Source organism: Microvirga pakistanensis (assembly GCF_004458765.1).
GTDB lineage: Bacteria > Pseudomonadota > Alphaproteobacteria > Rhizobiales > Beijerinckiaceae > Microvirga > Microvirga pakistanensis.
The window spans coordinates 1-24812 of the sequence record NZ_SPJX01000469.1; the positions used below are offsets into that span (position 1 = coordinate 1).

Here is a 24812-nt window from a genome sequence, read left to right on the forward strand (position 1 = left end):
TGCTGCCTCACCGCAGCCAAGGCGCCGCCGCCACAGGCATGATCTCCCGGAGCCCGCGTCGACAGTCCGCCTAAAAGAACCGTGCGCGGGGAGCCGACAGGCTTCTCCCTTTCCACAGCATCGAGCCGGTCCGCTCCTCGCGCCCTCCCTCGATCGCCTCTCCGGTTCAGGCCGCGCGCCACATGGCCCGCAGCCCAATCCCGCTTGCCGTTTTCATTCCATTCCTTGTTTTCACCATTGCCCGAGAACCATCATGATCCAGGACCACGACGTTCCCCTGCTCGACATCCCCGATTGCGACGACATTCTGCGCCGCCTGTCGGACCTGCTCAGGATCCACAAGATCTGCCGCAGGCGCGCGTGCCGCCGCAACGGGCGCTGCCAGGGCGGCTACGGGCCGCCGTGCTATCTGGAGCGGCGCCACTGGTTCGTCGAAGGGCTCGAATACGAGATGGACGAGTGCCGGGCCTATTGGGACGAGATGCGCCTGCAGGCTGCGCTCAAGCGGCCGCGGGCGCGGCCCTGACAGGCGGGCGCCGTCAGGCCGCCGCGGGCGTCATCTCGAAGGCCGCGTCGTGGAACTGCGCGAGGGCGGAGCGGTGGCCGATGCTGCGAATTGGGATCGGCCGAGGCTGCTCTTCAAGCAGGCATCTGCGGCGTGACGACTTTGCCGCCTTGCGGGAAGTCGTAGATCTTGCCGGTCTCCGTCCACGAGGGCAGCGCGAGCTTCACGATGTGCGGGGCCAGATCCTCGGGCGTCTTGAGCGTCAAGGGGTCCTCGCCGGGCATGGCGGCGCGGCGCATGGAGGTCCGCAGGGGGCCGGGGCTCACGAGCATCACCCGGATCGGGGTCGTGACGGTCTCGGCCGCATAGGTCCGCACGAGGGCTTCCAGGGCGGCCTTGGAGATCGCGTAGGTGCCCCAATAGGCATTGCACTTGTGGGCCGCGCCCGATGTCAGGAAGATGGCCCGCCCCGCATCGGAGGCCCGCAGCAGCGGATCGAAGGAGCGGATCAGCCGGTAGTTGGCCGTGACGTTCACGGTCATCACCTCGTCCCAGACCGGCTGGTCGATATGGGTGATCGGCGCGAGTTCGCCGAGCTGCCCCGCATTGCCGAGGAGGATGTCGAGCTTGCCCCAGCGCTCGTGAATCGCGGCGCCGAGCCGGTCGATGGCGTCGAGATCCTTCAGGTTCACGGGCACGAGGGTGGCCGAGGAGCCTTTGGCGCGGATCTCGTCGTCGAGGCTCTCCAGCGCGCCCTGCGTGCGGGCCAGCGCGATGATGTGCGCGCCGGCTTCGGCCAGGGCCAGGGCGGCCGCGCGCCCGATGCCGCGCGATGCGCCGGTGACGACCGCGACGCGGTTGAGAAGGGGCTTGTCCATGGGTTCGAAATGATCCTCAGTCGGCTTCCGCCAGCAGGGCGAGGCGGCGCGGCGTGGCGACGGTAAGGTCCGTCAGCGCCGTCGGGTAGTCGCCGGTGAAGCAATGGTCGGTGAATTGCGGCTGGCCAGCGTTGCGGCTCTTTTCGCCCATGGCCCGGTAGATGCCGTCGATCGACAGGAACGCGAGCGTGTCCGCGCCGATATAGTCCCGCATCTGCTCCAGGTTGTGCGTGGCGGCGAGCAGCTTCTCCTTCTCCGGGGTGTCGATGCCGTAGAAGTCGGGGTGGGTGATCGGAGGGCTGGCGATCCGGAAGTGCACTTCCTTCGCGCCGGCCTCGCGCATCATGCGTACGATCTTCACCGAGGTCGTGCCCCGCACGAGGCTGTCGTCGACGAGAACGATGCGCTTGCCCTCGATGGCCGCGCGGTTCGCCGAGTGCTTCATGCGCACGCCGAGCTCGCGCACCGACTGCGTGGGCTGGATGAAGGTGCGGCCCACGTAATGGTTGCGAATGATGCCGAGCTCGTAGGGCAGGCCGCAGCTCTGGGCGAAGCCCAGCGCCGCCGGAACGCCGGAATCCGGCACCGGGATGACCACGTCCGCGTTGGCCGGGGACTCGTTCGCGAGTTCGCGGCCCATGCCCTTGCGCACCTCGTAGACGCTGCGGCCGTTCACGATGGAATCGGGGCGGGCGAAATAGATGTATTCGAAGATGCAGGGGCGGGCCGGCACCTTGTCGGCGAAGCGGAAGGATTCCACGCCCTCGTCGGAGATCACCACGCATTCGCCGTTCTCGACGTCGCGGACGAAGCGGGCTCCGATGATGTCGAGCGCACAGGTCTCGGAGGTCAGGATGTAGCGGCCGTCGAGTTCACCCAGCACCAGCGGGCGGATGCCCATCGGGTCGCGGGCGCCGATCAGCTTCTTGTTCGTGAGAGCCACGAGGGCGTAAGCCCCCTCGATCTTCTGGATCGCCTCAACGAATCGGTCGACCACCCGGTCCTTGCGGCTGCGGGCGACGAGGTGAACGATCACCTCGGTATCCGTGGTGGACTGGCAGATTGCGCCGTCGCGGATCAGGTTGCGGCGAAGGGTGAGGCCGTTGGTGAGATTGCCGTTGTGAGCCACGGCGAAGCCGCCGCCGTCCAGTTCGGCGAAGAGGGGCTGAACGTTGCGCAGCACGGTCTCGCCGGTAGTCGAGTAGCGCACATGGCCGATGGCGGAGACGCCTTCCAGCCGCTCGATGGTCGCCCGGTCGGAGAAGCTGTCACCGACAAGGCCCAGCTTGCGCTCGGAATGGAACACGCCGCCGTCGAAGGAGACGATGCCGGCCGCCTCCTGCCCGCGGTGCTGAAGGGCGTGAAGCCCAAGGGCGGTGATCGCCGCCGCATCCGGATGACCGTAGATGCCGAACACACCGCATTCTTCACGCAGGGTATCGCCGTCGAGGTCGAGGTCCACCTTCTTAGGGGTGACCTGCCACGTCTCAGACCTGGAAGACATCATGATTTCCTTGGGACCCGCGCCCCCACCGGCGCGGGCCTTATGTAACCATCCTGGGGCCAAACGCCAATGGGTTTTCCTGTCGCTCTTCAAACAGTGAACAGAAGAGGATCAGCCTCGGCGCTGAGGCGCCTGCGGGGCAGGGGCGGCGGGCGCTGCCGGTGCGGGAGCGCGCTGCGGGTCCGGCTCGGCCGGCTCGGCCGGCTCGCCCTCCTGGCCGTTGGGTTTCCTGAGCTTCTGGATCAGGGCTTCCGCGTTTTCCGGCAGCATGGCGATGATGCTGTCGCGGGTGTTCTCCATGGCCGCGCGGGTCTTGGAGGACGTCGCCCATTCGGGCTCCTTGCCCTGAAGCAGCCAGCCCAGGAAAGCCCAGCCGATCACGCAGATCAGGAATCCGCGGGCTGCGCCGAAGAAGAGGCCCAGGGTCCGGTCGAGAGCCCCGATGCGGGAATCGAGGATCAGGTCGGAAATCTGGACGGTGATGATGGATACGATGATCAGGGTCACCACGAAGATTCCCCCGATGGCCGCCACGAGCGCGACGGTGTTGCTGCTGATGTACTGCTGCGCGATGGGCAGCGCGGTTGGATGCAGGTACCAGGCCGCGGCGGCGGCCACGACCCAGGCGACGATGGCCAGAACCTCGCGGGTGAAGCCGCGCACGGCAGCCAGCAGGGCCGAGATCAGGACGATTCCGATGACAACGAGGTCCAGGACAGAAAAGGGCATGAGCCGAGCCTACGCAGAAACAGGGACAAGGGCCGCATTCGCGGGATGAGGCCAGGCTGTATAGCTCCAAGTGACGCTTTCGTCACCCCTGTGGTGGGTCGAGGAGCCGAGACGGGGAGGAGAAACAAAAAGAGACCCCGGCGAAGCCGCCGAGGCCAAGGGAGAGAGGAGGACCTGTGAACTCTTGCGGACGGCAGAAGCGCCGGAAAAGCTCAGATACAAGACCTACAGGATGGCAGGAGAGGGTCAATTAGACCGGATGGTCTATGAACCAAGCTCGGAGCAGGAAACCTTCTACGAAGCCCTGCGCCGCCGGGCCGCGATTCCGGCAACAAGATCAGTGATATGGCTGATCGACGAAGTGACGAGCGGGAGCTTTTCCGGCTTGTTTTTGTCGATGCGCGGGGCGGGGGAGACGGCACTCGAGAAGCCGAGCTTGGCGGCTTCCTTGAGGCGGGCTTGCTCCTGCGCCACCGGGCGGATCGCGCCGGACAGACCCAGCTCCCCGAAATAGACCGTGTCGGGCGGCAGCGGGTTGCCGGACAGGGAGGATACGAGGGCTGCTGCCGCCGCGAGATCTGCGGCGGGCTCGGTGATCCGCAGCCCCCCTGCGACGTTGAGATAGACGTCATGCATCCCGAGCTTCAGGCCGCCATGGGCCTCCAGCACCGCGAGCACCATGGACAGGCGGCTCTGGTCCCAGCCGACGACGGCGCGGCGCGGCGTGCCGAGGGACGAGGGGGCGACGAGCGCCTGGATCTCCACGAGCAGCGGGCGCGTGCCTTCCATCCCGGCGAAGACCGCCGTGCCGGGAGCGGCCAGGTCGCGCCCGGCGAGGAAAAGCTCGGAAGGGTTGGGGACCTCGCGCAGCCCCTGATCGGACATCTCGAAGACGCCGATCTCGTCGGTCGGGCCGAAGCGGTTCTTCATCGCGCGCAGGATGCGGAAATGATGGCCTGTATCGCCCTCGAACGACACCACCGCGTCGACCATGTGCTCGACCACCCGGGGACCGGCGATCTGTCCGTCCTTCGTGACGTGGCCGACGAGAATGACGGCGGTGCCCGTCGTCTTCGCGAACCGGATGAGCGACTGGGCCGAGCCGCGCACCTGCGTGACCGTTCCGGGCGCCGATTCCACGGTCTCGGTCCACATGGTCTGGATGGAATCGATGATCGCGAGCGCGGGCGGCCGGCCCTGGCTCAGGGTCGCGATGATGTCCTCCACATTGGTCTCGGAGGCGAGTTCCACCGGCGCCTGGCCCAGGCCCAGACGCTCCGCCCGCAGGCGCACCTGCGCCACCGCCTCCTCGCCCGAGATATAGGCCACCCGCTCGCCGCGATTGGCGAGAGCGGCGGAGGCCTGCATCAGCAGCGTCGACTTGCCGATACCAGGGTCGCCGCCGAGCAGGATGATGGATCCGTGCACGAAGCCGCCGCCGGTCACCCGGTCGAGCTCCGCGATGCCGGATGGCGTGCGCGGGGCTTCCTTGGTCTCGCCGGAGAGACCCTCGAGCGGGAAGATGCGCCCCTTCGCGCGCGACGGGCGCGTGGCGACCGGGCCCGCCATGGGACTTGCGGAGCCCGCTTCCTCGACGATGGTGTTCCAGCCGCCGCAGGCCTCGCACTTGCCCTTCCAGCGGTTATAGACGGCTCCGCATTCCTGGCAGACGAAGGAGGGATGACGCTTGGCCATCAACCCTGCCTTCCATGATAGGTGCGGGCATAGCGGCGGCCGAGATTGGTCAGGATTTCGTAGCCGATGGTTCCGGCGCGGCGGCCCACTTCGTCGATGGTGAGTGAACCGCCGATCATGGTCACGGTATCGCCGCGCTTGACGTCGTTCTCAGGAATATCGGTGAGGTCCACCGTGATCAGGTCCATGGAGACGTTGCCGGCGAAGGGGCAAGGACGTCCGGCGACGAGCACCTGGCCCGCCAGAAGCTCCTCACCGCTCTTGCCGCGCGCACTCGCGGAGCGTGGGTAACCGTCCGCATAGCCGATGGAAAGCGTGGCGATGCGGCGCCGACCGAGGGCGAGCCAGCGCGCATTGTAGCCCACGGTTTCGTCCTCCTCGACCCAGCGAAGCTGCACGATGCGCGCCTCAAGCCCGACGACAGGACGCATGGGGTTTTCCCGGTCCGGCACCGGGTTGCCGCCATAGAGAGCATAGCCCGGCCGCACGAGATCGAAATGCGGCTTCTCCTCGAGGAAAATGCCGGATGAATTGGCCAGCGAGGCGGGAATCCCGGGCAGCGTTTCGCGAACCGCCTTGAACGCCTCGATCTGACGGAGATTGATCGGATTGCCGGTCTCCTCCGCGCTCACGAAGTGGCTCATGAGAAGCGCAGTCTCGAAATCTTTCAGCTCCGCGCGATCCCTGAGCGTCAGGCCCTGGGAGACCGTCAGACCAAGGCGGTTCATGCCGGTATCGACATGGATGGCGGCGGCATGCCGCCAGCCTTCGGCCCGGCAGAATGCCGCCCATTCCTCGATCTCCTCGAAGGACCCGAGGACGGGCCGCAGCCCGTGCCGGAGGTAGGCGGGAGAGGTTCCAGGGAACAGGCCGTTGAGCACGTAAATCGTGGCGCCTGGCGCGACGGCACGCACCCGGACGGCCTCGCTTAGATGCGCCACGAAGAACGTGCGGCACCCGGCCTGCGCCAGGGCAGGCACGGCCTGCTCGATCCCGGTGCCATAGGCGTCGGCCTTGACCACGGCGGCGGTTTCCGCGCCGCCGGCGGCATTGCGCAGCGTGCGCCAGTTCGATGCGAGCGCGGCAAGGTCGATGTGGAGGAGGCCGCCGGCCGATTCCTGGGAAATGGGAGTGGCGGTGCTTGTCTGTTCGGTCGTGGTCAATCGCCGATCCGTTCGGGAAGTTTGTCTTCGTCTGCGAGGTTGGTGAAGCGGGTGATGTCGGCCTGGAAGGCGAGCTGCACGGTCCCGGTCGGTCCGTGACGCTGCTTGCCGATGATCACCTCGGCCTTGCCGTGGACCTGATCCATCTCCGCCTGCCACTTGAAGTATTCTTCGGTGCCGGGTTTAGGCTCCTTGTTCTTCAGATAGTACTCCTCGCGGTAAACGAACATGACCACGTCGGCGTCCTGCTCGATCGAGCCGGATTCACGCAGGTCCGCGAGCTGCGGCCGCTTGTCGTCACGTGCTTCCACCTGACGGGAGAGCTGGGATAGGGCGATCAGCGGAACGTTCAACTCCTTGGCCAGCGCCTTGAGGCCCGTTGTGATCTCGGTCAGCTCCTGCACGCGGTTTTCGCCCTTCTTCGACGAGCCGGAGAGCAGCTGCAGGTAGTCGACGATGAGCACATCAAGGCCGCGCTGCCGCTTGAGACGGCGTGCACGGGCGGTGAGCTGCGCGATCGAGATGCCGCCGGTCTGGTCGATATAGAAAGGGATCGACTGCATTTCACGGGCGGCTTCGGTGATCTTGTAGAAATCGTCCTCGCGCATATCGCCGCGGCGGATCTTATAAGACGGAACGCCGGACTGCTCCGCGATGATACGGGTGGCGAGCTGCTCCGCCGACATTTCGAGCGAGAAGAAGCCGACGATGCCGCCGTTGACGGTCTTAAGGTTGCCGTCCTGCTGCTTCTCGGCCTTGTAGGCCTTGGCGATGTTGAAGGCAATGTTCGTGACCAGCGAGGTCTTACCCATCGCGGGTCGGCCCGCGAGGATGATCAGGTCGGAGGGCTGAAGGCCGCCGAGTGACTTGTCGAGATCGATCAGTCCCGTCGAGACGCCGGACAAGGCGCCTTCGCGCTTATAGGCGGCAGCCGCCATGTCGATGGCCGAGGTGAGCGCGTCGGAGAAGCGCTGGAAACCACCGTCGGTGCGGCCCGTCTCGGCAATGGAGTAAAGCCGCCGCTCGGCCTCTTCGATCTGGTCGCGGGGCGAGCTGTCGACGGGCGCGTCGAAGGCGGTGTTGACGAGGTCCTCGCCGATTTTGATGAGGCTGCGGCGGATCGCGAGATCGTAGATGGTGCGGCCGTAATCCTCGGCGTTGATGACGGTGGTCGCCTCGGCCGCGAGGCGGGCAAGGTATTGCGAGACGGTGACGCCCCCCAAGTCCTGGTCGCCCAGGAAGGTCTTCATCGTGATCGGTGTCGCGACCTTGCCGGCCTTGATGAGGCCGGTCGCGACCTCGTAGATGCGCCGGTGCAGATCCTCGATGAAATGCTCGGCCTCAAGGAAATCGGAGACGCGGTAATAGGCGTCGTTGTTGACCAGGATCGCGCCCAGCAGGGCCTGTTCGGCCTCGATGTTGCTGGGAGGCGTGCGAAACTGCGGCTCGGCGGTTTCCAAGCGGGCGATCAGGGCATTGGCGCTGGCCATCTGGCGCTCCGAAAACGAGGGAAGGATTGATGGTCATAGACCCGAATTGGTGTCCGAAAGGTTGCTGTTCAGACACAAAGCCGGGGCTTGGGAGCACCTGTCCTCACTGTCCTCAATACTCACATGCACCGAGCTCTCGCGAGTCTTCCGGCTTGACTCTCCGGAGGCCGAGGAACCCTACGAAAAAGCGCTCCCCATCGAATCGATGGAGAGCGCCTATTTTGGAACAAAACATGAACCGGAGCAAGGCTCAGGTTCACGCCTGTCTTAGAGCTCCACGTCGCCGGCGTCGGCAAGGGCGGCGCCGACCTCAAGGCCGAGGTCGTCGAGGTTGGTCTCTTCGCGGGCGGTGACCGCCTCGCCACGAGCCTGACGCTCGGCTTCCTCAGGGCTGCGCGCCACGTTGATCGTCACCGACACCTCGACCTCCGGGTGGAGGGCAACCGGCACGGTGTGCATGCCGAGGGTCTTGATCGGGGTGTTGAGCACGATCTGGTTGCGATCGACCGTGAAGCCGCCCTGGGTCATCACCTCGGCGAGGTCGCGGGTCGAGACGGAACCGTAGAGCACGCCGGTCTCGCCGGACTGGCGGAGAATGACGAAGCTCTGGCCGTTCAGCTTCTCGGCGACGGCCTCGGCTTCCTTGCGGCGCTCGAGGTTGCGGGCCTCGAGCTGGGCACGCTGCTGCTCGAAGTGCTTCTTGTTGGACTCCGTGGCGCGCAGGGCCTTGCCGCGCGGCAGGAGGAAGTTGCGGGCATAGCCCGAGCGAACCTTCACGGTTTCGCCCATCTGGCCGAGCTTAGCGACGCGCTCGAGAAGGATCACTTCCATTGGTTTTCTCCTTTGATGTTCGTGATCAGATTGAAGGGGTCGGTGGTGGTTTCGGCCTGCTGCCGCCGAAGCGACGGCGAAGGCCGAAGATCGTATCGGCGAGACCGAAGAGGGACAGGGCGGTGACCATGATGCCCTGGGTCAGGAACAGCAGTGCATAAAGCACCGCCAGGATGAGCCCGCGCCCTGGCTTGCCCTGCGTGCGTTCATGGATGACGGCGAGGCCCTGCAGGGTGAACGCCATCAGCAGCGCGCCGAAAAGGGCATAGCCGAGCGCGCCGACGAAGCCCTCGAACTGGATCAGGACGAAGGCCAGGGCCGGAGCCCAGAGGACGATGCGCGGCATCGCCAGCTCGGGAACGGGCGACCAGGGACGCGGGAGGCGCCCGGACGCCGAGACGATTTTCCCCGCCAGCCAGAGATAGAGGCCCAGGAAGAAGGTGAAACCGAAGGCGGACAGAGCCGGTGTCATCGTCGCGAGCGTATTCGTCAAGGCTTCCCGGGCTTCCTCGGAGCCTTGCTCGGGAGCATCGAACGCGAGGGCCACGAAGGCCTCGGAGATCTGGCGCGACTTGCCCTGGAAGACGCTGTAATCGCCGCCCGAGGAGATCACGCCCGTGGCCACGATGGTGATTGCGGCCGTGGCGGCGACCCATGCGAGGAGCCGTCCGGTGGGATACCACTCCATCGTGCCGTCGGCGCCCTGGCGTCCGAGCAGAGCCAGATAGGCGAGCCACCAAGCCGGCAGGCCGGTGATGGCCACGAAGCCGATGGCGCTGACGAAGGAGGTGGTGAAGGCGGCAATCGCCAAGCCGCCCGCGAGCGTGGCGACGAGGCCCGAGCGATGGTTCCAGCCGAGCGCGACGATCAGGATGGGCAGCGGAGCAAGCATGGCAAGCAGGACAGCCAGCATGGTCTCCTTGACCACCACGACTGTCAGAAGGGCCGATACGAGGCCCGCGCCGATGCCTGTTACGATAAAGTTCATGGTTCTCGCTGTCCCGCTGCTCGTTGGCAGGGTTAGGGGCACCTTGCCCCAACTGACCCGACGGGTTTTCACCGCCGGGCGAAAGACGAAACGGCGGGCCGCAGGAGAGCGGCCCGCCGAAGGCTTGATTAACGGATCACGTAGGGCAGCAGGCCAAGGAAGCGGGCGCGCTTGATCGCCTGGGCGAGCTCACGCTGCTTCTTGGCCGACACGGCCGTGATGCGCGAAGGAACGATCTTGCCGCGCTCCGAGATGTAGCGGGACAGGAGCTTCGTGTCCTTGTAGTCGATCTTCGGCGCGTTCGGGCCCGAGAACGGGCAGGTCTTGCGACGGCGGAAGAACGGACGACGGCCACCGCCGCCACCACCAGCACCAAATGCCATGATTAAGCCTCCTCGCCTTCGCCGCCGTCAAAGCCGCTGTCGCGCTCGCGGCGCTCGCGGTCCTTGCGCTCGTCACGGTCGCGCTTCTGCATCATTACGGACGGCTCGGTCTCGAGCTCGTCGACCTTGACGGTCATAAAGCGAAGGATGTCTTCGTTGATACGCATCTGACGTTCCATCTCGGCAACCGCGGGGGCGGGAGCGTTGAGGTTGAACATCGTGAAGTGCGCCTTGCGGTTCTTCTTGATGCGGTAGGCGAGGGACTTCACGCCCCACATCTCGGTCTTCTCGACGTTGCCGCCGTTCTGCTCGATAACGCCCTTGTACTGGTCGACCATTGCTTCGACCTGCTGGGGCGTCACGTCCTGGCGGGCCAGGAAGATATGCTCGTAGAGAGGCATAGTGGGCCTTTCTCAGGTTTGAGGATCAGGCCTAAGCACGACTCTGGATGAAGTGTTCAGGCCGGTTTCGCGCGTCCGATCGGCGCCAAGCCCTTCGAGCCTGCAAGGCCCGAGCGGTTGTCGAAGGCGGAGACACGGGACGACGGGGCCGAAACCCCTATGCGGCGAGCCGCACCGTCCGTTCAGCCCCCGGCCGGAGCGAACGCGAAGCGGCGGCTATAGTTGATTTGGACCGGGAAGGCAAGGGATCAGGCGACGAAAGCCACCCGAAAGAGCGACAGCATCGCAAGAAGCAGTGCCAGCCACAGAAACTTTCTTCTCAGAGCGAGGATGAAAGCAGGCAGGGCAAAAGCCAGGACGACAGCAGTCGTTATAGCAATCGTAGCGAAGCCGATACCCATTACGCTGCGTTGCATGACAGGACCGGCAACGACAACCGCCCAAAACCACGCTGCAGTCGCAATACCCAGGACGAACAAGGTGAAGATACGCAGCATTGGGTCGGTTTCCGGAAAATATATACCATATCATCTACGCGACCTGGCTGTTGCAGCACGCGAGTAAGGCTGGAGTCCCCGAGCGGATTCACGAGAAGCTAGGACACAAGCGCCTCCCTGCGCTAAAACACCCTCATGAAAACTCCTCCTCTCCGCCTCGGCGTCAATATCGATCACGTCGCAACCCTCCGGAACGCCCGCGGCGGTGTCCATCCGGACCCGATCCGGGCAGCCCATATGGCCGTGCTGGCCGGAGCCGACGGCATCACGGCCCACCTGCGCGAGGACAGGCGCCATATCCGGGATCAGGACATGGAGCGGCTGAAGCGCCAGCTCTTCGCGCCGCTCAATTTCGAAATGGCGGCGACCCCCGAAATGATCGACGTCGCCACGCGCATCCACCCCCATGCCTGCTGCCTCGTGCCGGAGAAGCGGGAGGAGCGCACGACCGAAGGGGGACTCGACATCATCAGCGGCGCTTCCCATCTGCGTCCGATGATCCAGCAGTTGAAGTCCCAGGGAATTCGCGTGTCGCTCTTCGTCGAGCCGGAGATCGCCGTGATGGATGCCGCCTGCGAGCTGGGCGCACCCGTCGTGGAACTCCATACCGGCACCTATTGCGAAGCCGTGACCGAGGGTGACGAGGCCCGGATTTCCCATGAGCTGGAGCGCCTGCGTCGGGCCGCCGCTCACGGCAGCGGCATCGGCCTCGAGATTCATGCCGGTCATGGTCTGGCGCTCGATTCGGTCCGTCCGGTCGCGGCCATCCCGCAGATCGTGGAGCTGAATATCGGCCACTCCCTCATCGGAGAGGCGATCTTCATGGGCCTCGACGAGGCGGTTCGCGCCATGCGGGCCGCCATGGACGAGGGCAGGGCGCAGGTGGCCGCATGATTCTCGGGATCGGATCCGACCTTTGCGACATTCGCCGGATCGAACGTTCCATCGAACGCTTCGGGGACCGCTTCACCCACCGTATCTACACGCAGGGCGAGCGCGCCCGCAGCGACCGCCGCGCTGCCCGAGCCCCGTCCTATGCCAGGCGCTTCGCCGCGAAGGAGGCCTGTGCCAAGGCGCTGGGAACCGGCCTCAGCCATGGCGTGTTCTGGCGGGACATGGAGGTGGTGAACATGCCCGGCGGCCGTCCCACCCTGCGGCTCACGGGCGGAGCCCTGCAGCGGCTCAAGGCGATGACGCCGGAAGGATACGAGCCGGTCATTCACGTCTCCCTGACGGACGATCCGCCCCTCGCTCAGGCTTTTGTGGTCATCGAGGCCCGCCCCGTCGCCGAGACGGGCGCGTTGCGGCAGCCCTCGCCATAGGTTAGAGCATGGGCCGCGAGCTGGCAGCCACGTCCTGGTGGAAGCGCTGCGGCTTAAATCCATCGAGACCGGTTTGCACTTCCAGACCGAAGTGCAAACCGGTCTCGACCTCGCGACATCCAAAGGGCGGCTTCAAGCCGCCACGTTTCTCAAGCATGGGTCGGTTCAAGTGAGCGACAACGCCAAGCAAAGCATGGGTAGCACCGTGAAGAAAAAGGAAGAGGAAGGCCTCTGGGAAACGATCAAGGTCATCATCCAGGCCCTTCTGATCGCCGTGGTGGTCCGCACCGTTCTGTTCCAGCCCTTCAACATCCCCTCGGGCTCTCTCATCCCGACCCTGTTGATCGGGGATTATCTGTTCGTGTCGAAATATGCTTACGGCTATTCCAAGCACTCCATGCCCTTCAGCCCGCCCCTGTTCTCCGGGCGCATCTTCGGCTCGGAGCCGAAGCGCGGCGACATCGCGGTGTTCAAGCTGCCGAAGGACAACTCCACCGACTACATCAAGCGCGTCGTCGGCCTGCCCGGCGACCGGATCCAGGTGATCAGCGGCGTGCTGCACATCAACGGCCAGCCGGTTCAGCGCGAGCGCGTGGAAGACTACCAGACGCTTGACGAGTACGGCCGGTCCACGGCCGTTCCCCGCTACAAGGAAACCTTTCCTGACGGGAGCAGCCATTTCGTGATCGAGCTGAAGGGCGACCGGGCCTACTGGGACAACACCGAAGTCTATACGGTCAAGCCCGGCCATTACTTCATGATGGGCGACAACCGGGACAACTCGACCGATTCCCGTGACGAGGCCAATGTGGGGCAGGTGCCGGCCGAGAATCTCGTGGGCCGCGCGGAGATCATCTTCTTCTCCATCGACGAGGGAGCGTCCCTGTGGCGCTTCTGGGAGTGGCCGCAGCGCATTCGCTGGAATCGCCTGTTCGAGCGGATCCGGTAAGCCGTGGCCCGCCGCAAGACCAATTACGACGAGTTGCTGAAGAAGCTCGGATACCAGTTTCGGAAGCCTGAACTTCTCGAGGAGGCGCTCACCCATGTGAGTGCTCCCAAGGCCAACGGGCAGAGCTATCAGCGGCTCGAGTTCCTGGGAGACCGGGTGCTCGGCCTCGCCGTCGCCGAGACCCTCTACAAGACGTTCCCCAATGCGCCGGAAGGCGAGCTGTCACGGCGCTTGGCCGAATTGGTTCGCCGCGAGAGCTGCGCCGAGATCGCGATCGCCTGGGATATCGGCCCCTACCTCAAGCTCGGCGCCGGCGAGGCGCATTCGGGCGAGCGCCGCAATCCGACCATCCTGGCGGACGTGTGCGAGGCGATCATCGGTGCCGTGTTCCTCGACGGTGGCTATGAGGCCGCCAAGGGCCTCGTGGAGCGCTCCTTCAAATCCCTGCTCGACGCGCCGCGCCGTCCGCTGCGCGATCCCAAGAGCGCACTGCAGGAATGGGCGCAGGGGCGCGGTCTGCCGCCGCCGACCTACACCATCGCCGAGCAGACCGGACCCGACCACGCGCCCAAGTTCCGCGTCATGGTGAAGGTGACCGGCACGGAAACTGAGTTCGGACACGGCACATCGAAGCGCATCGCGGAACAGGCGGCGGCGCGGCGCCTTCTCCTGAGAGAGGGCGTATGGACGGAGGAAGACCATGGAACATCCTGAGCCGACCAACACCAAGGCGGGTTTCGTCGCACTCATCGGCGCACCCAACGCGGGCAAGTCGACCCTGCTCAATGCGCTCGTGGGTTCCAAGGTGTCCATCGTCTCGCGCAAGGTGCAGACGACGCGCGCCCTGGTGCGCGGCATCGCCCTGGAGGGCGACACCCAGATCGTGTTCGTGGACACGCCCGGCATCTTCAAGCCCAAGCGCCGTCTGGACCGCGCCATGGTCACCTCGGCCTGGGGCGGGGCGGGAGATGCTGACGTGATCGCCCTGCTGCTCGACGTGCGCCGGGGCGTCGACGAGGAAGCGGGAGCGATCCTCGAGAGGCTGCCGGAGCTGAAGCAGCCGAAGGTGCTGATCCTCAACAAGATCGACCTGATCGAGCGCTCGAGGCTTCTGGAACTGGCCGCGAAGCTCAACGAGAAGGTGTCCTTCGCCCATACCTTCATGATCTCGGCCCTCAACGGCGACGGCATCAACACCCTGAAGAGCCAGCTCGCTGCCATGATGCCTGCGGGCCCCTGGCTCTATCCCGAAGATCAGATTTCCGACGCTCCGCTGCGCATGCTCGCAGCCGAGATCACCCGTGAGAAAATCTACGAGCGCCTGCACGAGGAACTGCCCTATCAGTCCACCGTCGAGACCGACCAATGGCAGCAGCGCCCCGACGGGTCGGTGCGCATCGAGCAGACGGTGTTCGTGGAGCGCGACAGCCAGCGCAAGATCGTGCTCGGCAAAGGCGGCCAGACCATCAAGGCCATCGGACAGGCCGCCCGCAAGGAAATCGCCGAGATCGCGGAAGCGCCTGTACACCTCTTCATCTTCGTGAAGGTGCGTGAGAACTGGAGCGACGATCCCGAGCGCTACCGTGAGATGGGGTTGGAATTCCCGAAGGGCTGAGAAGCGGGAGCTTCTCAGGCTCGATAGGCCGTCCTCAGTCCTCCCCAGTGACGCCCGAGAATGCGGATTGGGGCGTCGACCTCCTGCATCATCACGATCTTCCCGCCGCCCATGTCGCGGGCATAGGCCTGCACGATGAAGGGCCGCGTGGAGCGCGCCGCCGTGATGCCCGCGCGATCGTCGAAAATCCGTTTGTTCCGGCAATTCGCGGCGTTCCAGATTGGATCATTCGCACGCTGAGGCTGCGAATAGATCCGGTTGTGAACCGGGATGAAGCCGTTGCGATCGATCGCAAGACAAAAGGCCATCGCCGGATCGGACTCCAGGGTCCTCTCGAGGACCGGCGGCAGGATCTTCTCGAATTGGGAAAGATAGGCGGTGCTGTACTGTGCGGGATTGGTGCCTTGAAGGAGCCGGTAATCCGTATCGAAGACAGCTTCGGGAGAGAGGCTTCCATCCGCGACCGCACGCTCGATGAGGGTCTCGACCTCGCGGGCGGTCTCCTGGGCCAGCAGGATGCGAGGCTTGTAGCTGGCCTCAACCCGGGCGAGGAAGTTCTGAATGCGGGCGCGCGCGTCGGCATCGGGCTGATCGAAGGCGCAATGGAGGCCCATGGCGCTGGCGGCGAGAATCCGAATGCCGATGCTCCCGATTTCAGGCGCCTCGATGTCGGCGCGCTGGCCGGGCACGATTTTGAGGGTGTCGGGCGCCGTCATGAGCACGCCCCCGGAGCTGATATCGATGAGCCGTGCCGTCGTGCTGTTGGCGCCGATCCGGATTGTGGCGGGGCGATCCACGGGAAGCCGGTCGGATTGCCGCCTGTCACCAAGCTCGCTCTGCCGGATGACGGCGACGAAACGCTGACCGAGGGCCCTGGCCAGACCGTCGGCCTGCCTCGTCGCCTGATCGGCCTGGCTCGCCCGCTGGCTCGCGTGGAGAGAGATGGTGTCCACGTTGCCGGCGCGGTCACCGACCTCGCTCACGCTGCTCGACGTGACGCCCGCGAGGCGGGAAACTTCCGCGATGGCGGTATTCTGTTCTGCGACCGCATTCCGAACCGTGTCGAAGACGGGGCGGACGTCCTGAACCATTTCGACGACCGTGCCGACGGCACCCGTGGAAGCCTCCGCGGTTTCCCGCAGGCGGTCGATGCGCTGGCGGATGCTGTCGGCCGCCTTGGCGGTTTCCGTGGAGAGGGTTTTCACCTCGCTGGCGACGACCGCGAAGCCGCGTCCGGCGTCGCCGGCCCGAGCCGCCTCGATCGTGGCGTTCAGGGCGAGAAGGTTGGTCTGTCTCGCGACGGCGGAAATCGTGTCGACGATGCTGACGATTTCGGCAGTTGCCGCCGAGAGCTGGACGATCAGGCTGCTGGCCTTCTGGGCGGCCTGAGTGGCGCCGTCGATCTGCGCGCTCGCCTGGTCCATGGCGCGGCCGATCTCCGATGCGGTCGCCGCCAGTTCGCGGGTCGAGGAGGCCAAGGACGACGTCTCGCCGGAGGCCGAGCGACCGGAGGCGGCAAGCTCTTCTGCGTGGCTCCGGATGTCGGCTAGATCCTTCTCTACCGCGGCCACATCGGCGGCTGCGACGGCAATGGCTTGCGTGACACCCTGAATTGCCTTGAGGACGTCTGTCTCGAGAGCGTTCACGATCTCCAAGTCCCGGCGCCTGTCATGCGCCGCTGGTGGAGACAGGACCGCTGCCGGTACCGGGAGTGAGGCGTCCGAATCTGTATCCTGGGGTATGTGGCGTCGCAGGAGGCCGAGCATTGTTCCGCTCTTGTATGGTGAGTCCTGCCTCTCATTTTGGAGTGCCGAGCCTGCGCGAAGCTGGTGCGACGAACAAAAAGCCCGGCAATGAATGTTTATTGCCGGGCTTTTTGTTCTGGTTCAGCTGAGGAGCAGCGTTACTGCTGGTTCTGTCCCTGCAGCAATGGGGTGATGCGGCGCAGGGTGACGCGGCGGTTCTCCGCCTCAGGACCCTGCGAGTTCACCTTCAGATATTGCTCACCGTAGCCCTGCGTGGTCAGGTTCTCGGCGGGGATCTGGAACTGCTGCGTCAGGATTGTCGCCACAGTTTCCGCGCGACGGTCGGAGAGGGTCAGGTTGTCCTCGTCCGCACCGACCGCATCGGTATGGCCCTCCACCAGGAAGATCTCGTTCGGGCTCCTGGAGATCGCCTGCCGCAGACCCTCCGCGATAACCCGAAGGGCATCGATCTGATCCGGCGGCAGTTCCCAAGAGCCGAACTCGAAGTTGATGGTGTCCAGATCCACCCGGCGCATGCGCTCACGTAGCGGCTGGCTGCGACGAATTTCGTCGAGGGTGTAGGAGCGCTCCACGCGTTCTACGGGAGGAGCCGTGAAGGCTTCGACGATATCGGCTTCCGAGGCGCGCTCCGTCTCGACGATGTACTGTTCCCGCGGGATGCGGACCACCGGTGGCGGCAGCCGCAGGACTTCCTCCTCCACGTAGCCGTAGCCGGGGCGGGATCCGATGCCGCTGCGGCGGTTTTCGATGAGGACGACCTCGCGACCTGCGGGCTCGCGGCGGACGCGACGGATCAGGTTGCCGTATTCGTCGCGGACAGACACGATTTCCGAGCCGTCGGGCCGGCGAACGATCGTCACTTCCTCATTCCCGGCCCTGCGCTCGACGCGCACCTCGTCGGAGCCGTAGATGCGGCGGAAGCGCTCCGACTCGTCGTGACGGATGATCACGGTGTTGCCTTCGCGGATGATCGTGCGGTTGCCGGGCTCCTCGATGATGACCCGGTCGCCCTCCCGGCGCTCGCGCCGCTGGCTGCGCAGGTCCTCGATCCGCACACGCGACGCATCGAGCGGCCGGGCATCGCGAGGAGCGGCCTGCTGCGGCGCAGCGGGTGCGGTCGGTTGTGCGCGAGGTGCGGGCGCGGTCTGCGCTGGAGCGTCCGGAGCGGTCCGCGTGGCCGGGGCGGTAGGCGCAGTGCGCGGGTCCCGGGCGGAGGGATCGGTCTGTGTCCGGTCGCGGTCCTGACCCCGTCTCTGATCGCGTTCCTGCTGCCTGTCGGCGGGACTTGGCACGGATGGGGTCGATCGGGGCTGTCCTGGAGCTGGAGCGGTGGACGGACGTGCCGGGGTGTCCGGTGAGGGACGAGTGGGAGTCTCGGTGGATGGCCGCGTCGGAGAATCCGGGGCCGAACGGGCGGGGGCCTCCCCAGACGGGCGTGCAGGTGTGTCCGGGGCTTGCTGACGCGGACGGTCCCCCTGCTGCCGGTCACGCTGCTGGTCACCTCCCTGCTGCCGGTCACGCTGCTGGTCACCTCCCTGCTGCCGGTCACGCTGCTGGTCACGCTCCTGGGTCGTGGGACGGGCGGGGCGAGCGGGGGTCTCGTCCTGGGGACGCGCCCGCTCCGCGGGAGCCTGGCTCGGCCGGGTCGGTGCGGCACGCTCGGCCGGCTGACGTGGCTCCTGAGTTCTCGGCTCCTGCGTCCGCTGCTCCTGGCGCGGGCGCGGAGCCGTCGGAGCATCGCTGTCGGGGCTGGCGGCACTCGGCCTACGGGGCTGATCCGGGCTGTCCGCGCCGGCGCCGCCACCGCGCTGGGGACGCTGCGGGCCTCCGTCTTCTGCTCCGGGGCGTCCCTGCCGGCGCTGTTGACCTGGAGCGCCGTCCTCGTCCTGGCCTCCGGGTCGCGGCCGGACCCTTGGGGGCTGGTCCCCGGTATCCGCCTGGGCCACGGTGATGGCGGCAGAGGTCTGTGGCTGGAGGGCCGAGGCGTTCGCCGACAGCATCATCAGCGGAATGGCAGTGCTCGCAAGGAGCAGGTTCGCAAACTTCATGATCTTCAATTCACATCTGGAGAAACCGATGTTCGAGAATGCCAAGCTGTCCGTTTTGTTCCCGGTCGGGCTCTTTAGAGTCTTGAAAGCTATCTTAACGTTTTTCTCCGATGCTCTTGGAAAACATGGCGAAAAGCTCTCCCGATGCCTATATCGGAGCTTCAGCCGGCTGGGCTCAGGGAAAGCACCCGCAACCGATGCAATGGACCGATGAAGGCGTCGTTCTCGGCGTCCGCAAACATGGCGAGACGGGCGTCATCCTCGAGCTGATGACGCGCGATCACGGCCGCCATTCGGGCCTCGTCCACGGCGGCCGCTCGAAGAGCCTGCAACCTGTCCTCCAGCCTGGGAATACGGTTCAGGCGACCTGGCGGGCGCGTCTCGACGAGCACCTGGGAACCTTTCAGGTGGAAGGCCTCAAGCTGCGCGCTTCGCGCCTCATGGATTCATCCATGGCGCTCTACGGCCTTGCCACCCTGGCGCACCTCCTGCGCTACGTTCCCGAGCGGGACCCACACTTTGCCCTTTACGAAACCCTGACCGTGCTGGTGGATCACCTGGACGATCCGGACCTCGCGCCCGCGCTCTTCGTACGATTTGAGCTCGCGATGCTGGCGGAGCTCGGATTCGGGCTGGACCTAACCTCCTGCGCAGCCACCGGCAGCGAGCGGGATCTCGTCTATGTCTCCCCCAGGAGCGGGCGTGCCGTCAGCGCGGCGGCAGGGGAGCCCTACAAGGACAGGCTCCTGACGCTTCCAGGCTTTCTGATCGGCCAGACCAGGGCGAACCGGCCCAACGAGAGCGAAATCAGGGCCGGATTTGCACTGACGGACTTCTTCCTGCATCAGAACGTATTCGCGCCGCAGGGCCAGCGAGCTCCGGAGGAGCGTGCGCGTTTCGTCGCACTTGCGACAGCTGGGGACGGGTGAGGTTTGTTTCTGTTATGTTCTCTTTTTGGGTGATAGAGAAGCGATTCGCAGTTGAGGAATTCAAGTAATGGGTAAGCCGGTCAATCCACCCTCTGGCGGCGAGATCGAGAACATCAATCTCAAGGACGCCTTGGAAGAGCGCTATCTGGCCTATGCGCTCTCCACCATCATGCACCGGGCGCTGCCGGACGCGCGGGACGGGTTGAAGCCCGTCCACCGCCGCATCCTGCACGCCATGCGGCTTCTGAAGCTCGACCCCAAATCCGCGCCGAAGAAGTGCGCCCGCATCGTCGGCGACGTGATGGGTCAGTACCACCCGCACGGCGACCAGTCGATCTATGACGCACTCGTCCGCATGGCGCAGGATTTCGCCCAGCGCTACCCGCTGGCCGACGGGCAGGGCAATTTCGGCAATATCGACGGCGACGGCGCCGCGGCCATGCGCTACACCGAGGCCAAGCTGACGGAGGTCGCGCGCCTTCTGCTGGATGGAATCGACGAGGATGCCGTCGACTTCCGGGAGACATACGACCAGGCCAACGAGGAGCCGGTGGTGCTGCCCGCCGCCTTCCCGAACCTGCTCGCCAACGGCTCCCAGGGCATCGCGGTCGGCATGGCCACCTCCATTCCGCCGCACAACGCTGCGGAACTGTGCGATGCGGCGCTGCATCTCATCGCGAAGCCGAACGCCTCGACCGAGCAGCTGATGCAGTTCGTACAGGGGCCGGACCTTCCGACCGGCGGCATCATCGTCGACACGCCGGCATCCATGGCCGAGACCTACAGCACCGGCCGCGGCTCGTTCCGCGTGCGGGCCCGGTGGCGCAAGGAGGATCTCGGGCGCGGCAACTGGCAGATCGTCGTCACCGAGATTCCCTATGCGGTGCCGAAGTCGCGCCTGATCGAGAAAATTGCCGAGCTGCTGCAGGACAAGAAGCTGCCGCTCCTGGCCGATGTTCGCGACGAATCGGCCGAGGACATCCGCGTGGTGCTGGAGCCGCGCGCGAAGACGGTCGATCCAATCATTCTCATGGAGTCGCTGTTCAAGCTCACCGAGCTCGAGAGCCGCATTCCCATGAACGTGAACGTTCTGGCCGGCGGCAAGGTGCCGAAGGTGCTGAGCCTGGGCGAGTGCCTGCGGGAATGGCTAGACCATCGCCGCGAGGTGCTGATCCGCCGCTCGACCTTCCGCCTGTCCGCCATCGACAGGCGACTGGAGATCCTCGGCGGCCTTCTCATCGTGTATCTCGACCTCGACCGGGTGATCAAAATCATCCGCGAGGAGGATGAGCCGAAGGCGGAGCTGATGCGCGTCTTCAAGCTCACCGAGGTTCAGGCGAACGCCATCCTGGACACCCGCCTGCGCTCCCTTCGCAAGCTCGAGGAGATGGAGCTCAAGCGCGAGCAGAAGAACCTGCAGGACGAAAAAGCCCAGATCGAGGAGCTGCTCGGCTCCGAGAAGGTGCAGTGGAAGACCGTTGCGGCCGAGATCAAGGAGGTCCGCAAGACCTTCGGTCCCGACACCGAATTGGGCCGCCGCCGCACCACCTTCGATCAGGCGCCGGACACCTCCGACATCGACTTCGCGGAGGCGATGGTCGAGCGCGAGCCGATCACGGTCATCGTCTCCGAAAAGGGCTGGGTCCGCGCCATGAAGGGGCACCAGGAGGATCTCTCCTCGCTGCAGTTCAGGGGCGACGACAAGCTCAAGACCGCCTTCTTCGCCGAGACCACGTCCAAGATCATCGTGGTGGCGAACAACGGGCGCTTCTTCACGCTCGACGCTTCGAAGCTGCCCGGCGGGCGCGGCTTCGGCGATCCGATCCGCCTCATGGTCGACTTGGAAGAGGGCGCGGACTTCATCGCCGCCTTCCCGTACAAGGCAGGCTCGAAGCTGCTCGTGGTCGGATCGGACGGACGCGGCTTTATCGTGCCGGCCGACGACGTCACGGCGAACACCCGCAAGGGCAAGCAGATCCTCAACCTCGATGCGCCCGCCGCCATGGTGGTCTGCACCGAGGCCGAAGGGGACCACGTCGCGATCATCGGCGAGAACCGCAAGCTCCTGGTCTTCCCGGTCAAGCAGGTGCCCGAGATGACCCGGGGCAAGGGCGTGCGCCTCCAACGCTACAAGGACGGAGGCGTCTCCGACGCCAAGGTCTTCACCCTGAAGGACGGCCTCACCTGGAAGGACACGTCCGGCCGCACCTGGACGGTCGCGAAGGAAGATCTGCGGGACTGGATGGGCGACCGCACCGAAGCCGGCCGACTGCCGCCGAAGGGCTTCCCGAAGTCGAACAAATTCGGGGAGTGACGATGCCGAGACTCGTGCTCTATGGGAACAGAGAGTCAGGATATTCTTACAAGGTGAAACTGGCTCTCACGCTTCTCGGGCTCGAGCACGAGTACCGGCCTGTCGACCTGACGATCGCGCGCAATCATAGGCCTCCCGAATTTCGGGAGGTCAGTCGTTATGGCGAGGTTCCGGTTCTCGTCACGGACGGCGAGGCGCTCGTTCAGTCGAACGCCATTCTCATGCACCTGGCGCGAACCACGGGCCAACTACGCGGCGAGTGCGATCCCGATCGTACGGTCGAGTGGCTGTTCTGGGAGGCGAACCGGATCACCTTCTCCATCTCCAATCTGCGCTTCGCCCGATATTTCACGAACGATACGTCGCCCGATGTGATTGCCTGGCTGGAATCCCGCGCCCGCGCCGACCTCGACCGGCTCGACGAGGAATTCCGGACCAAGGACGCATTCCTGCTCGGCTCGACGATCTCCGTCGCGGATATCGCATGCTGCAGCTATCTCTTCTGGCCTGAGCAGACCGGGATCGACTACAGCGCATGGAGGAATGTGAGGGCGTGGCTCGACCGCATCCGTGCCGTTCCGGGCTGGGCGCCCCCTTATGGGCTCCTCGGTTGAGTGAGGATCGCGGTCGCCCTCGGCGGCACAAATTGCAATTGCCGGGATGCCCCTTGCGAGCCGGGCTTCCGCCTTCCGCAGTCAGCTCTGATCCGCCGTTCCGCCGGTTGTCTCCGTCGGGTTCTGCATGTCGGCAGGCACCGGACCGCGTTCGCCTGCGCCCCGTTCGAGGCGAGCCGCGATCTCCGCCACGTGCCGGCCCTGGAAGCGTGCGCCGCCCAGTTCGTTCTCGCTCGGCTGGCGCGAACCGTCGCCGCCCGCGAGCGTCGTCGCACCATAGGGCGTGCCGCCGGAGATCTCGTCCATCTTCGTCTGTCCGGGATAGGAATAGGGCAGGCCCACGATGATCATGCCGTGATGGAGCAGGGTGGTATGGAAGGACGTGATGGTCGTTTCCTGGCCGCCATGCTGGGTCGCCGTGGAGGCGAACACGCTACCCACTTTGCCGACCAGCGCCCCCTTCACCCATAGGCCACCGGTCTGATCCAGGAAGTTGCGCATCTGCGCCGCCATGTTGCCGTAGCGGGTGGGGGTTCCGAAGATGATCGCGTCGTAATCCGCGAGCTCGTTGGGATTGGCGATCGGCGCGTCCTGGTCGATCTTCATGCCGGACTTGCGGGCAATCTCCTCCGGGACGAGTTCGGGAACGCGCTTGATCGTCACCTCGGTGCCGGGAACCGAGCGTGCACCCTCCGCGATGGCCCGGGCCATGGTCTCGATATGCCCGTAGGACGAGTAGTAGAGAACGAGAATTTTGGCCATCGCACCGTCCGTTGCCTTGAAAGATCACGCAACGAACGAGCGGCTGCCGACCGTTGTTCCGGCTCAGGAAGGAAACACTCGGCCGAATCTTTCATCCCACCCGAACCCAGCCATGGCCGCCCAGACGCTCCTGGGGTGTGAAGCGGGCCTTGTAGCCCATCTTCTTCGAGCCCTCGACCCAGTAGCCTAGATAGAGATAGGGCAGCCCCATCGCCTTCGCGCGACGGATGTGATCAAGGATCATGAAGGTGCCGAGGCTTCGGTCCTGGCGTTCCGGATCGTAGAAGGAATAGACCATCGACAGGCCGTCGCTCATGACGTCCGTGAGAGCGACGGCGACGAGGGCGCCTTCGCCCCTGCCGGTGATGCCGCTGTCGATCCCGCGACGGCGGTATTCGATGAGCAGCGTGTCAACGTGGCTGTCTTCGACCATCATGGAGTAGTCGAGCACAGTCATGTCCGCCATGCCGCCATCGGCATGGCGCGCGTCGACGTAGCGGCGGAACAGGGAGTACTGTTCCGAACTCGGTTTGTTGGGAATCTCGTTGCCGATGAGATCGGCGTTGGTCTTGAGAACGCGCTTCAGATTTCCCGACGCCGCGAACTCGTCGACGAGGACGCGAACCGACACGCACGCCCTGCACGTGTCGCAGGCGGGGCGATAGGCGATCGTCTGCGAGCGGCGGAAGCCACCCTGCGTGAGGATCTCGTTGAGCTCGCGCCCACGCCGTCCGACGATGTGCGTGAAGACTTTCCGTTCTTCCTTGCCCGGCAGGTACGGGCAGGCAGAGGGAGAGGTGAGATAGAACTGCGGTGTGTCGCGGGAGTGACTCGTCAAGCCGGGAAGCCCTGTGGAGAAACCTTGAGCGCTCAATCAACGCTCGAAGCATAACATTGGTGCCCGCGCCGTCCAGGAAAAGAACGGATGAGTCGCAGTCTTTTTATTCGCTTCGGATGATCAGCATTCCCGTGAGCAGGTCGCGGATGAAGCGTCCGTCGCTGCGGACCAAACCCATGATCACGTCGCAGGCCCAGAGCAGGAAGGTCGAGATCGCCACGTAGAAGAACAGAGCGTGGACTGCGGCTGCGAGCATCGACACCCGTCGGCCGGTCGACGGGTCGACCACGCGAAGACCCATCGTGCGCATCCCCACCGTCGCCTGGTGGGGCCCCCCGATGGTGACGGCGTTGTAGACGATGAAGATCAAGGCCGTGAGGGGTAGGGCGAAGAACAGGCCCCAGCCGAGCCCCAGGGTGATCAGTCCCAAGAAGAAGATGCCGATGGAAATCAGCACTACCCAGAGCGCGATCACGAGCAGGTCGATGAGATAGGCCCAGAACCGGCGGGCGATGACGCCCTCGGTCAGGCGGCTGTCGACCTGAAACGCACTGTAGTCGATGGTCGGCGGGTAGGGCCGGTTGACCATGT

At 65.2% G+C, this 24812-nt stretch carries 25 protein-coding genes; 9 read left to right on the forward strand and 16 right to left on the reverse strand.

Annotated elements, in window-relative coordinates; all coding sequences use genetic code 11:
• Positions 1-253: 253 nt before the first annotated feature.
• Positions 254-526, forward strand: a complete 273-nt coding sequence (locus E4K09_RS20315) for a hypothetical protein (protein WP_134499526.1) — start codon at positions 254-256, stop codon at positions 524-526.
• A 113-nt stretch (positions 527-639) separates the two neighbouring features.
• On the opposite strand, the gene E4K09_RS20320 is transcribed toward E4K09_RS20315, so the two are convergent.
• From E4K09_RS20320 to E4K09_RS20370, 11 genes are all read right to left on the reverse strand, one after another.
• The gene (locus E4K09_RS20320) at positions 640-1383 is read right to left on the reverse strand and encodes an SDR family NAD(P)-dependent oxidoreductase (RefSeq protein ID WP_134499527.1); all 744 of its coding nucleotides are present in this window, start codon (positions 1381-1383) and stop codon (positions 640-642) included.
• A gap of 16 nt (positions 1384-1399) precedes the next feature.
• Positions 1400-2887, reverse strand: coding sequence for an amidophosphoribosyltransferase (purF, locus tag E4K09_RS20325; protein WP_134499528.1), 1488 nt, complete (start codon positions 2885-2887; stop codon positions 1400-1402).
• 111 nt (positions 2888-2998) lie between these two features.
• The gene (locus E4K09_RS20330) at positions 2999-3616 is read right to left on the reverse strand and encodes a CvpA family protein (protein WP_134499529.1); all 618 of its coding nucleotides are present in this window, start codon (positions 3614-3616) and stop codon (positions 2999-3001) included.
• 294 nt (positions 3617-3910) lie between these two features.
• Positions 3911-5311 (reverse strand): DNA repair protein RadA, encoded by a 1401-nt coding sequence (gene radA, locus E4K09_RS20335; RefSeq protein WP_134499530.1) that lies wholly within the window; start codon positions 5309-5311, stop codon positions 3911-3913.
• Positions 5311-6474, reverse strand: coding sequence for an alanine racemase (alr, locus tag E4K09_RS20340; RefSeq protein WP_244610610.1), 1164 nt, complete (start codon positions 6472-6474; stop codon positions 5311-5313). Before alr ends, radA begins: the two co-directional genes overlap by 1 nt.
• A complete protein-coding gene (locus E4K09_RS20345) occupies positions 6471-7964 on the reverse strand; it encodes a replicative DNA helicase (RefSeq protein WP_134499531.1) in 1494 nt (497 codons plus the stop codon). The genes alr and E4K09_RS20345 overlap by 4 nt, the downstream gene beginning before the upstream one ends.
• Positions 7965-8231: 267 nt before the next feature.
• Positions 8232-8795, reverse strand: coding sequence for a 50S ribosomal protein L9 (gene rplI, locus E4K09_RS20350; protein WP_134499532.1), 564 nt, complete (start codon positions 8793-8795; stop codon positions 8232-8234).
• Between the two features lie 25 nt (positions 8796-8820).
• Positions 8821-9783, reverse strand: a complete 963-nt coding sequence (locus E4K09_RS20355) for a DUF2232 domain-containing protein (RefSeq protein ID WP_134499533.1) — start codon at positions 9781-9783, stop codon at positions 8821-8823.
• A gap of 128 nt (positions 9784-9911) precedes the next feature.
• A complete protein-coding gene (gene rpsR / locus E4K09_RS20360) occupies positions 9912-10166 on the reverse strand; it encodes a 30S ribosomal protein S18 (protein ID WP_134499534.1) in 255 nt (84 codons plus the stop codon).
• A 2-nt stretch (positions 10167-10168) separates the two neighbouring features.
• Positions 10169-10567 carry a 30S ribosomal protein S6 gene (gene rpsF, locus E4K09_RS20365; RefSeq protein ID WP_134499535.1) on the reverse strand — a complete coding sequence of 133 codons (399 nt, stop codon included), beginning with the start codon at positions 10565-10567 and terminating at the stop codon, positions 10169-10171.
• Between the two features lie 248 nt (positions 10568-10815).
• Positions 10816-11064 (reverse strand): hypothetical protein, encoded by a 249-nt coding sequence (locus E4K09_RS20370; protein ID WP_134499536.1) that lies wholly within the window; start codon positions 11062-11064, stop codon positions 10816-10818.
• A gap of 135 nt (positions 11065-11199) precedes the next feature.
• On the opposite strand from E4K09_RS20370, the gene E4K09_RS20375 reads away from it, so the two are divergent.
• The 5 genes from E4K09_RS20375 (at position 11200) to era (ending at position 14950) form a co-directional block, all read left to right on the forward strand.
• Positions 11200-11958: a pyridoxine 5'-phosphate synthase gene (locus tag E4K09_RS20375; protein ID WP_134499537.1), complete on the forward strand. Its 759-nt coding sequence runs from the start codon at positions 11200-11202 to the stop codon at positions 11956-11958.
• Positions 11955-12386: a holo-ACP synthase gene (acpS, locus tag E4K09_RS20380; RefSeq protein ID WP_134499538.1), complete on the forward strand. Its 432-nt coding sequence runs from the start codon at positions 11955-11957 to the stop codon at positions 12384-12386. Before E4K09_RS20375 ends, acpS begins: the two co-directional genes overlap by 4 nt.
• Before the next feature lie 193 nt (positions 12387-12579).
• On the forward strand, positions 12580-13335 hold the full coding sequence (lepB, locus tag E4K09_RS20385; protein ID WP_134499539.1) for a signal peptidase I: 756 nt from the start codon (positions 12580-12582) through the stop codon (positions 13333-13335).
• A gap of 3 nt (positions 13336-13338) precedes the next feature.
• Positions 13339-14049, forward strand: a complete 711-nt coding sequence (gene rnc, locus E4K09_RS20390) for a ribonuclease III (RefSeq protein WP_134499540.1) — start codon at positions 13339-13341, stop codon at positions 14047-14049.
• Positions 14036-14950: a GTPase Era gene (gene era / locus E4K09_RS20395; protein WP_134499541.1), complete on the forward strand. Its 915-nt coding sequence runs from the start codon at positions 14036-14038 to the stop codon at positions 14948-14950. Before rnc ends, era begins: the two co-directional genes overlap by 14 nt.
• A 14-nt stretch (positions 14951-14964) precedes the next feature.
• Here era and E4K09_RS20400 read toward each other — a convergent pair whose 3' ends face one another.
• Both E4K09_RS20400 and E4K09_RS30400 read right to left on the reverse strand, forming a co-directional pair.
• Entirely contained in the window at positions 14965-16596 is a 1632-nt protein-coding gene (locus tag E4K09_RS20400) for a methyl-accepting chemotaxis protein (RefSeq protein ID WP_166802423.1), read from the reverse strand.
• Between the two features lie 257 nt (positions 16597-16853).
• Entirely contained in the window at positions 16854-18764 is a 1911-nt protein-coding gene (locus E4K09_RS30400; protein WP_244610611.1) for an OmpA family protein, read from the reverse strand.
• Positions 18765-18961: 197 nt separating this feature from the next.
• Between E4K09_RS30400 and recO the strand changes: the two genes are divergently transcribed.
• The 3 genes from recO (at position 18962) to E4K09_RS20420 (ending at position 22621) form a co-directional block, all read left to right on the forward strand.
• On the forward strand, positions 18962-19693 hold the full coding sequence (gene recO / locus E4K09_RS20410; RefSeq protein WP_134499818.1) for a DNA repair protein RecO: 732 nt from the start codon (positions 18962-18964) through the stop codon (positions 19691-19693).
• A gap of 67 nt (positions 19694-19760) precedes the next feature.
• Positions 19761-22007, forward strand: a complete 2247-nt coding sequence (parC, locus tag E4K09_RS20415) for a DNA topoisomerase IV subunit A (protein ID WP_134499543.1) — start codon at positions 19761-19763, stop codon at positions 22005-22007.
• Positions 22008-22009: 2 nt separating this feature from the next.
• Positions 22010-22621, forward strand: a complete 612-nt coding sequence (locus E4K09_RS20420; RefSeq protein WP_134499544.1) for a glutathione S-transferase family protein — start codon at positions 22010-22012, stop codon at positions 22619-22621.
• An 81-nt stretch (positions 22622-22702) separates the two neighbouring features.
• Here the strand turns inward: E4K09_RS20420 and wrbA are convergent, their stop codons facing one another.
• From wrbA to E4K09_RS20435, 3 genes are all read right to left on the reverse strand, one after another.
• Positions 22703-23383, reverse strand: a complete 681-nt coding sequence (gene wrbA / locus E4K09_RS20425; protein WP_134499545.1) for an NAD(P)H:quinone oxidoreductase — start codon at positions 23381-23383, stop codon at positions 22703-22705.
• Between the two features lie 91 nt (positions 23384-23474).
• The gene (locus E4K09_RS20430; RefSeq protein WP_134499819.1) at positions 23475-24221 is read right to left on the reverse strand and encodes an arginyltransferase; all 747 of its coding nucleotides are present in this window, start codon (positions 24219-24221) and stop codon (positions 23475-23477) included.
• A gap of 103 nt (positions 24222-24324) precedes the next feature.
• A complete protein-coding gene (locus E4K09_RS20435; protein ID WP_134499546.1) occupies positions 24325-24810 on the reverse strand; it encodes an RDD family protein in 486 nt (161 codons plus the stop codon).
• Positions 24811-24812: the final 2 nt, after the last annotated feature.

What these genes read in the sequence shown, in the direction of transcription:
- E4K09_RS20355 (WP_134499533.1), bottom strand. Translation starts at nt 9,783, where the DNA reads ATGAACTTTATCGTAACAGGCATCGGCGCGGGCCTCGTATCGGCCCTT.
- E4K09_RS20435 (WP_134499546.1), bottom strand. Translation starts at nt 24,810, where the DNA reads ATGGTCAACCGGCCCTACCCGCCGACCATCGACTACAGTGCGTTTCAG.
- lepB (WP_134499539.1), top strand. Translation starts at nt 12,580, where the DNA reads ATGGGTAGCACCGTGAAGAAAAAGGAAGAGGAAGGCCTCTGGGAAACG.
- E4K09_RS20315 (WP_134499526.1), top strand. Translation starts at nt 254, where the DNA reads ATGATCCAGGACCACGACGTTCCCCTGCTCGACATCCCCGATTGCGAC.
- acpS (WP_134499538.1), top strand. Translation starts at nt 11,955, where the DNA reads ATGATTCTCGGGATCGGATCCGACCTTTGCGACATTCGCCGGATCGAA.
- E4K09_RS20370 (WP_134499536.1), bottom strand. Translation starts at nt 11,064, where the DNA reads ATGCTGCGTATCTTCACCTTGTTCGTCCTGGGTATTGCGACTGCAGCG.
- rpsR (WP_134499534.1), bottom strand. Translation starts at nt 10,166, where the DNA reads ATGGCATTTGGTGCTGGTGGTGGCGGCGGTGGCCGTCGTCCGTTCTTC.
- rplI (WP_134499532.1), bottom strand. Translation starts at nt 8,795, where the DNA reads ATGGAAGTGATCCTTCTCGAGCGCGTCGCTAAGCTCGGCCAGATGGGC.
- E4K09_RS20320 (WP_134499527.1), bottom strand. Translation starts at nt 1,383, where the DNA reads ATGGACAAGCCCCTTCTCAACCGCGTCGCGGTCGTCACCGGCGCATCG.
- radA (WP_134499530.1), bottom strand. Translation starts at nt 5,311, where the DNA reads ATGGCCAAGCGTCATCCCTCCTTCGTCTGCCAGGAATGCGGAGCCGTC.
- E4K09_RS30400 (WP_244610611.1), bottom strand. Translation starts at nt 18,764, where the DNA reads ATGAAGTTTGCGAACCTGCTCCTTGCGAGCACTGCCATTCCGCTGATG.
- purF (WP_134499528.1), bottom strand. Translation starts at nt 2,887, where the DNA reads ATGTCTTCCAGGTCTGAGACGTGGCAGGTCACCCCTAAGAAGGTGGAC.
- E4K09_RS20420 (WP_134499544.1), top strand. Translation starts at nt 22,010, where the DNA reads ATGCCGAGACTCGTGCTCTATGGGAACAGAGAGTCAGGATATTCTTAC.
- E4K09_RS20330 (WP_134499529.1), bottom strand. Translation starts at nt 3,616, where the DNA reads ATGCCCTTTTCTGTCCTGGACCTCGTTGTCATCGGAATCGTCCTGATC.
- parC (WP_134499543.1), top strand. Translation starts at nt 19,761, where the DNA reads ATGGGTAAGCCGGTCAATCCACCCTCTGGCGGCGAGATCGAGAACATC.
- E4K09_RS20345 (WP_134499531.1), bottom strand. Translation starts at nt 7,964, where the DNA reads ATGGCCAGCGCCAATGCCCTGATCGCCCGCTTGGAAACCGCCGAGCCG.
- wrbA (WP_134499545.1), bottom strand. Translation starts at nt 23,383, where the DNA reads ATGGCCAAAATTCTCGTTCTCTACTACTCGTCCTACGGGCATATCGAG.
- era (WP_134499541.1), top strand. Translation starts at nt 14,036, where the DNA reads ATGGAACATCCTGAGCCGACCAACACCAAGGCGGGTTTCGTCGCACTC.
- recO (WP_134499818.1), top strand. Translation starts at nt 18,962, where the DNA reads ATGCAATGGACCGATGAAGGCGTCGTTCTCGGCGTCCGCAAACATGGC.
- rpsF (WP_134499535.1), bottom strand. Translation starts at nt 10,567, where the DNA reads ATGCCTCTCTACGAGCATATCTTCCTGGCCCGCCAGGACGTGACGCCC.
- E4K09_RS20375 (WP_134499537.1), top strand. Translation starts at nt 11,200, where the DNA reads ATGAAAACTCCTCCTCTCCGCCTCGGCGTCAATATCGATCACGTCGCA.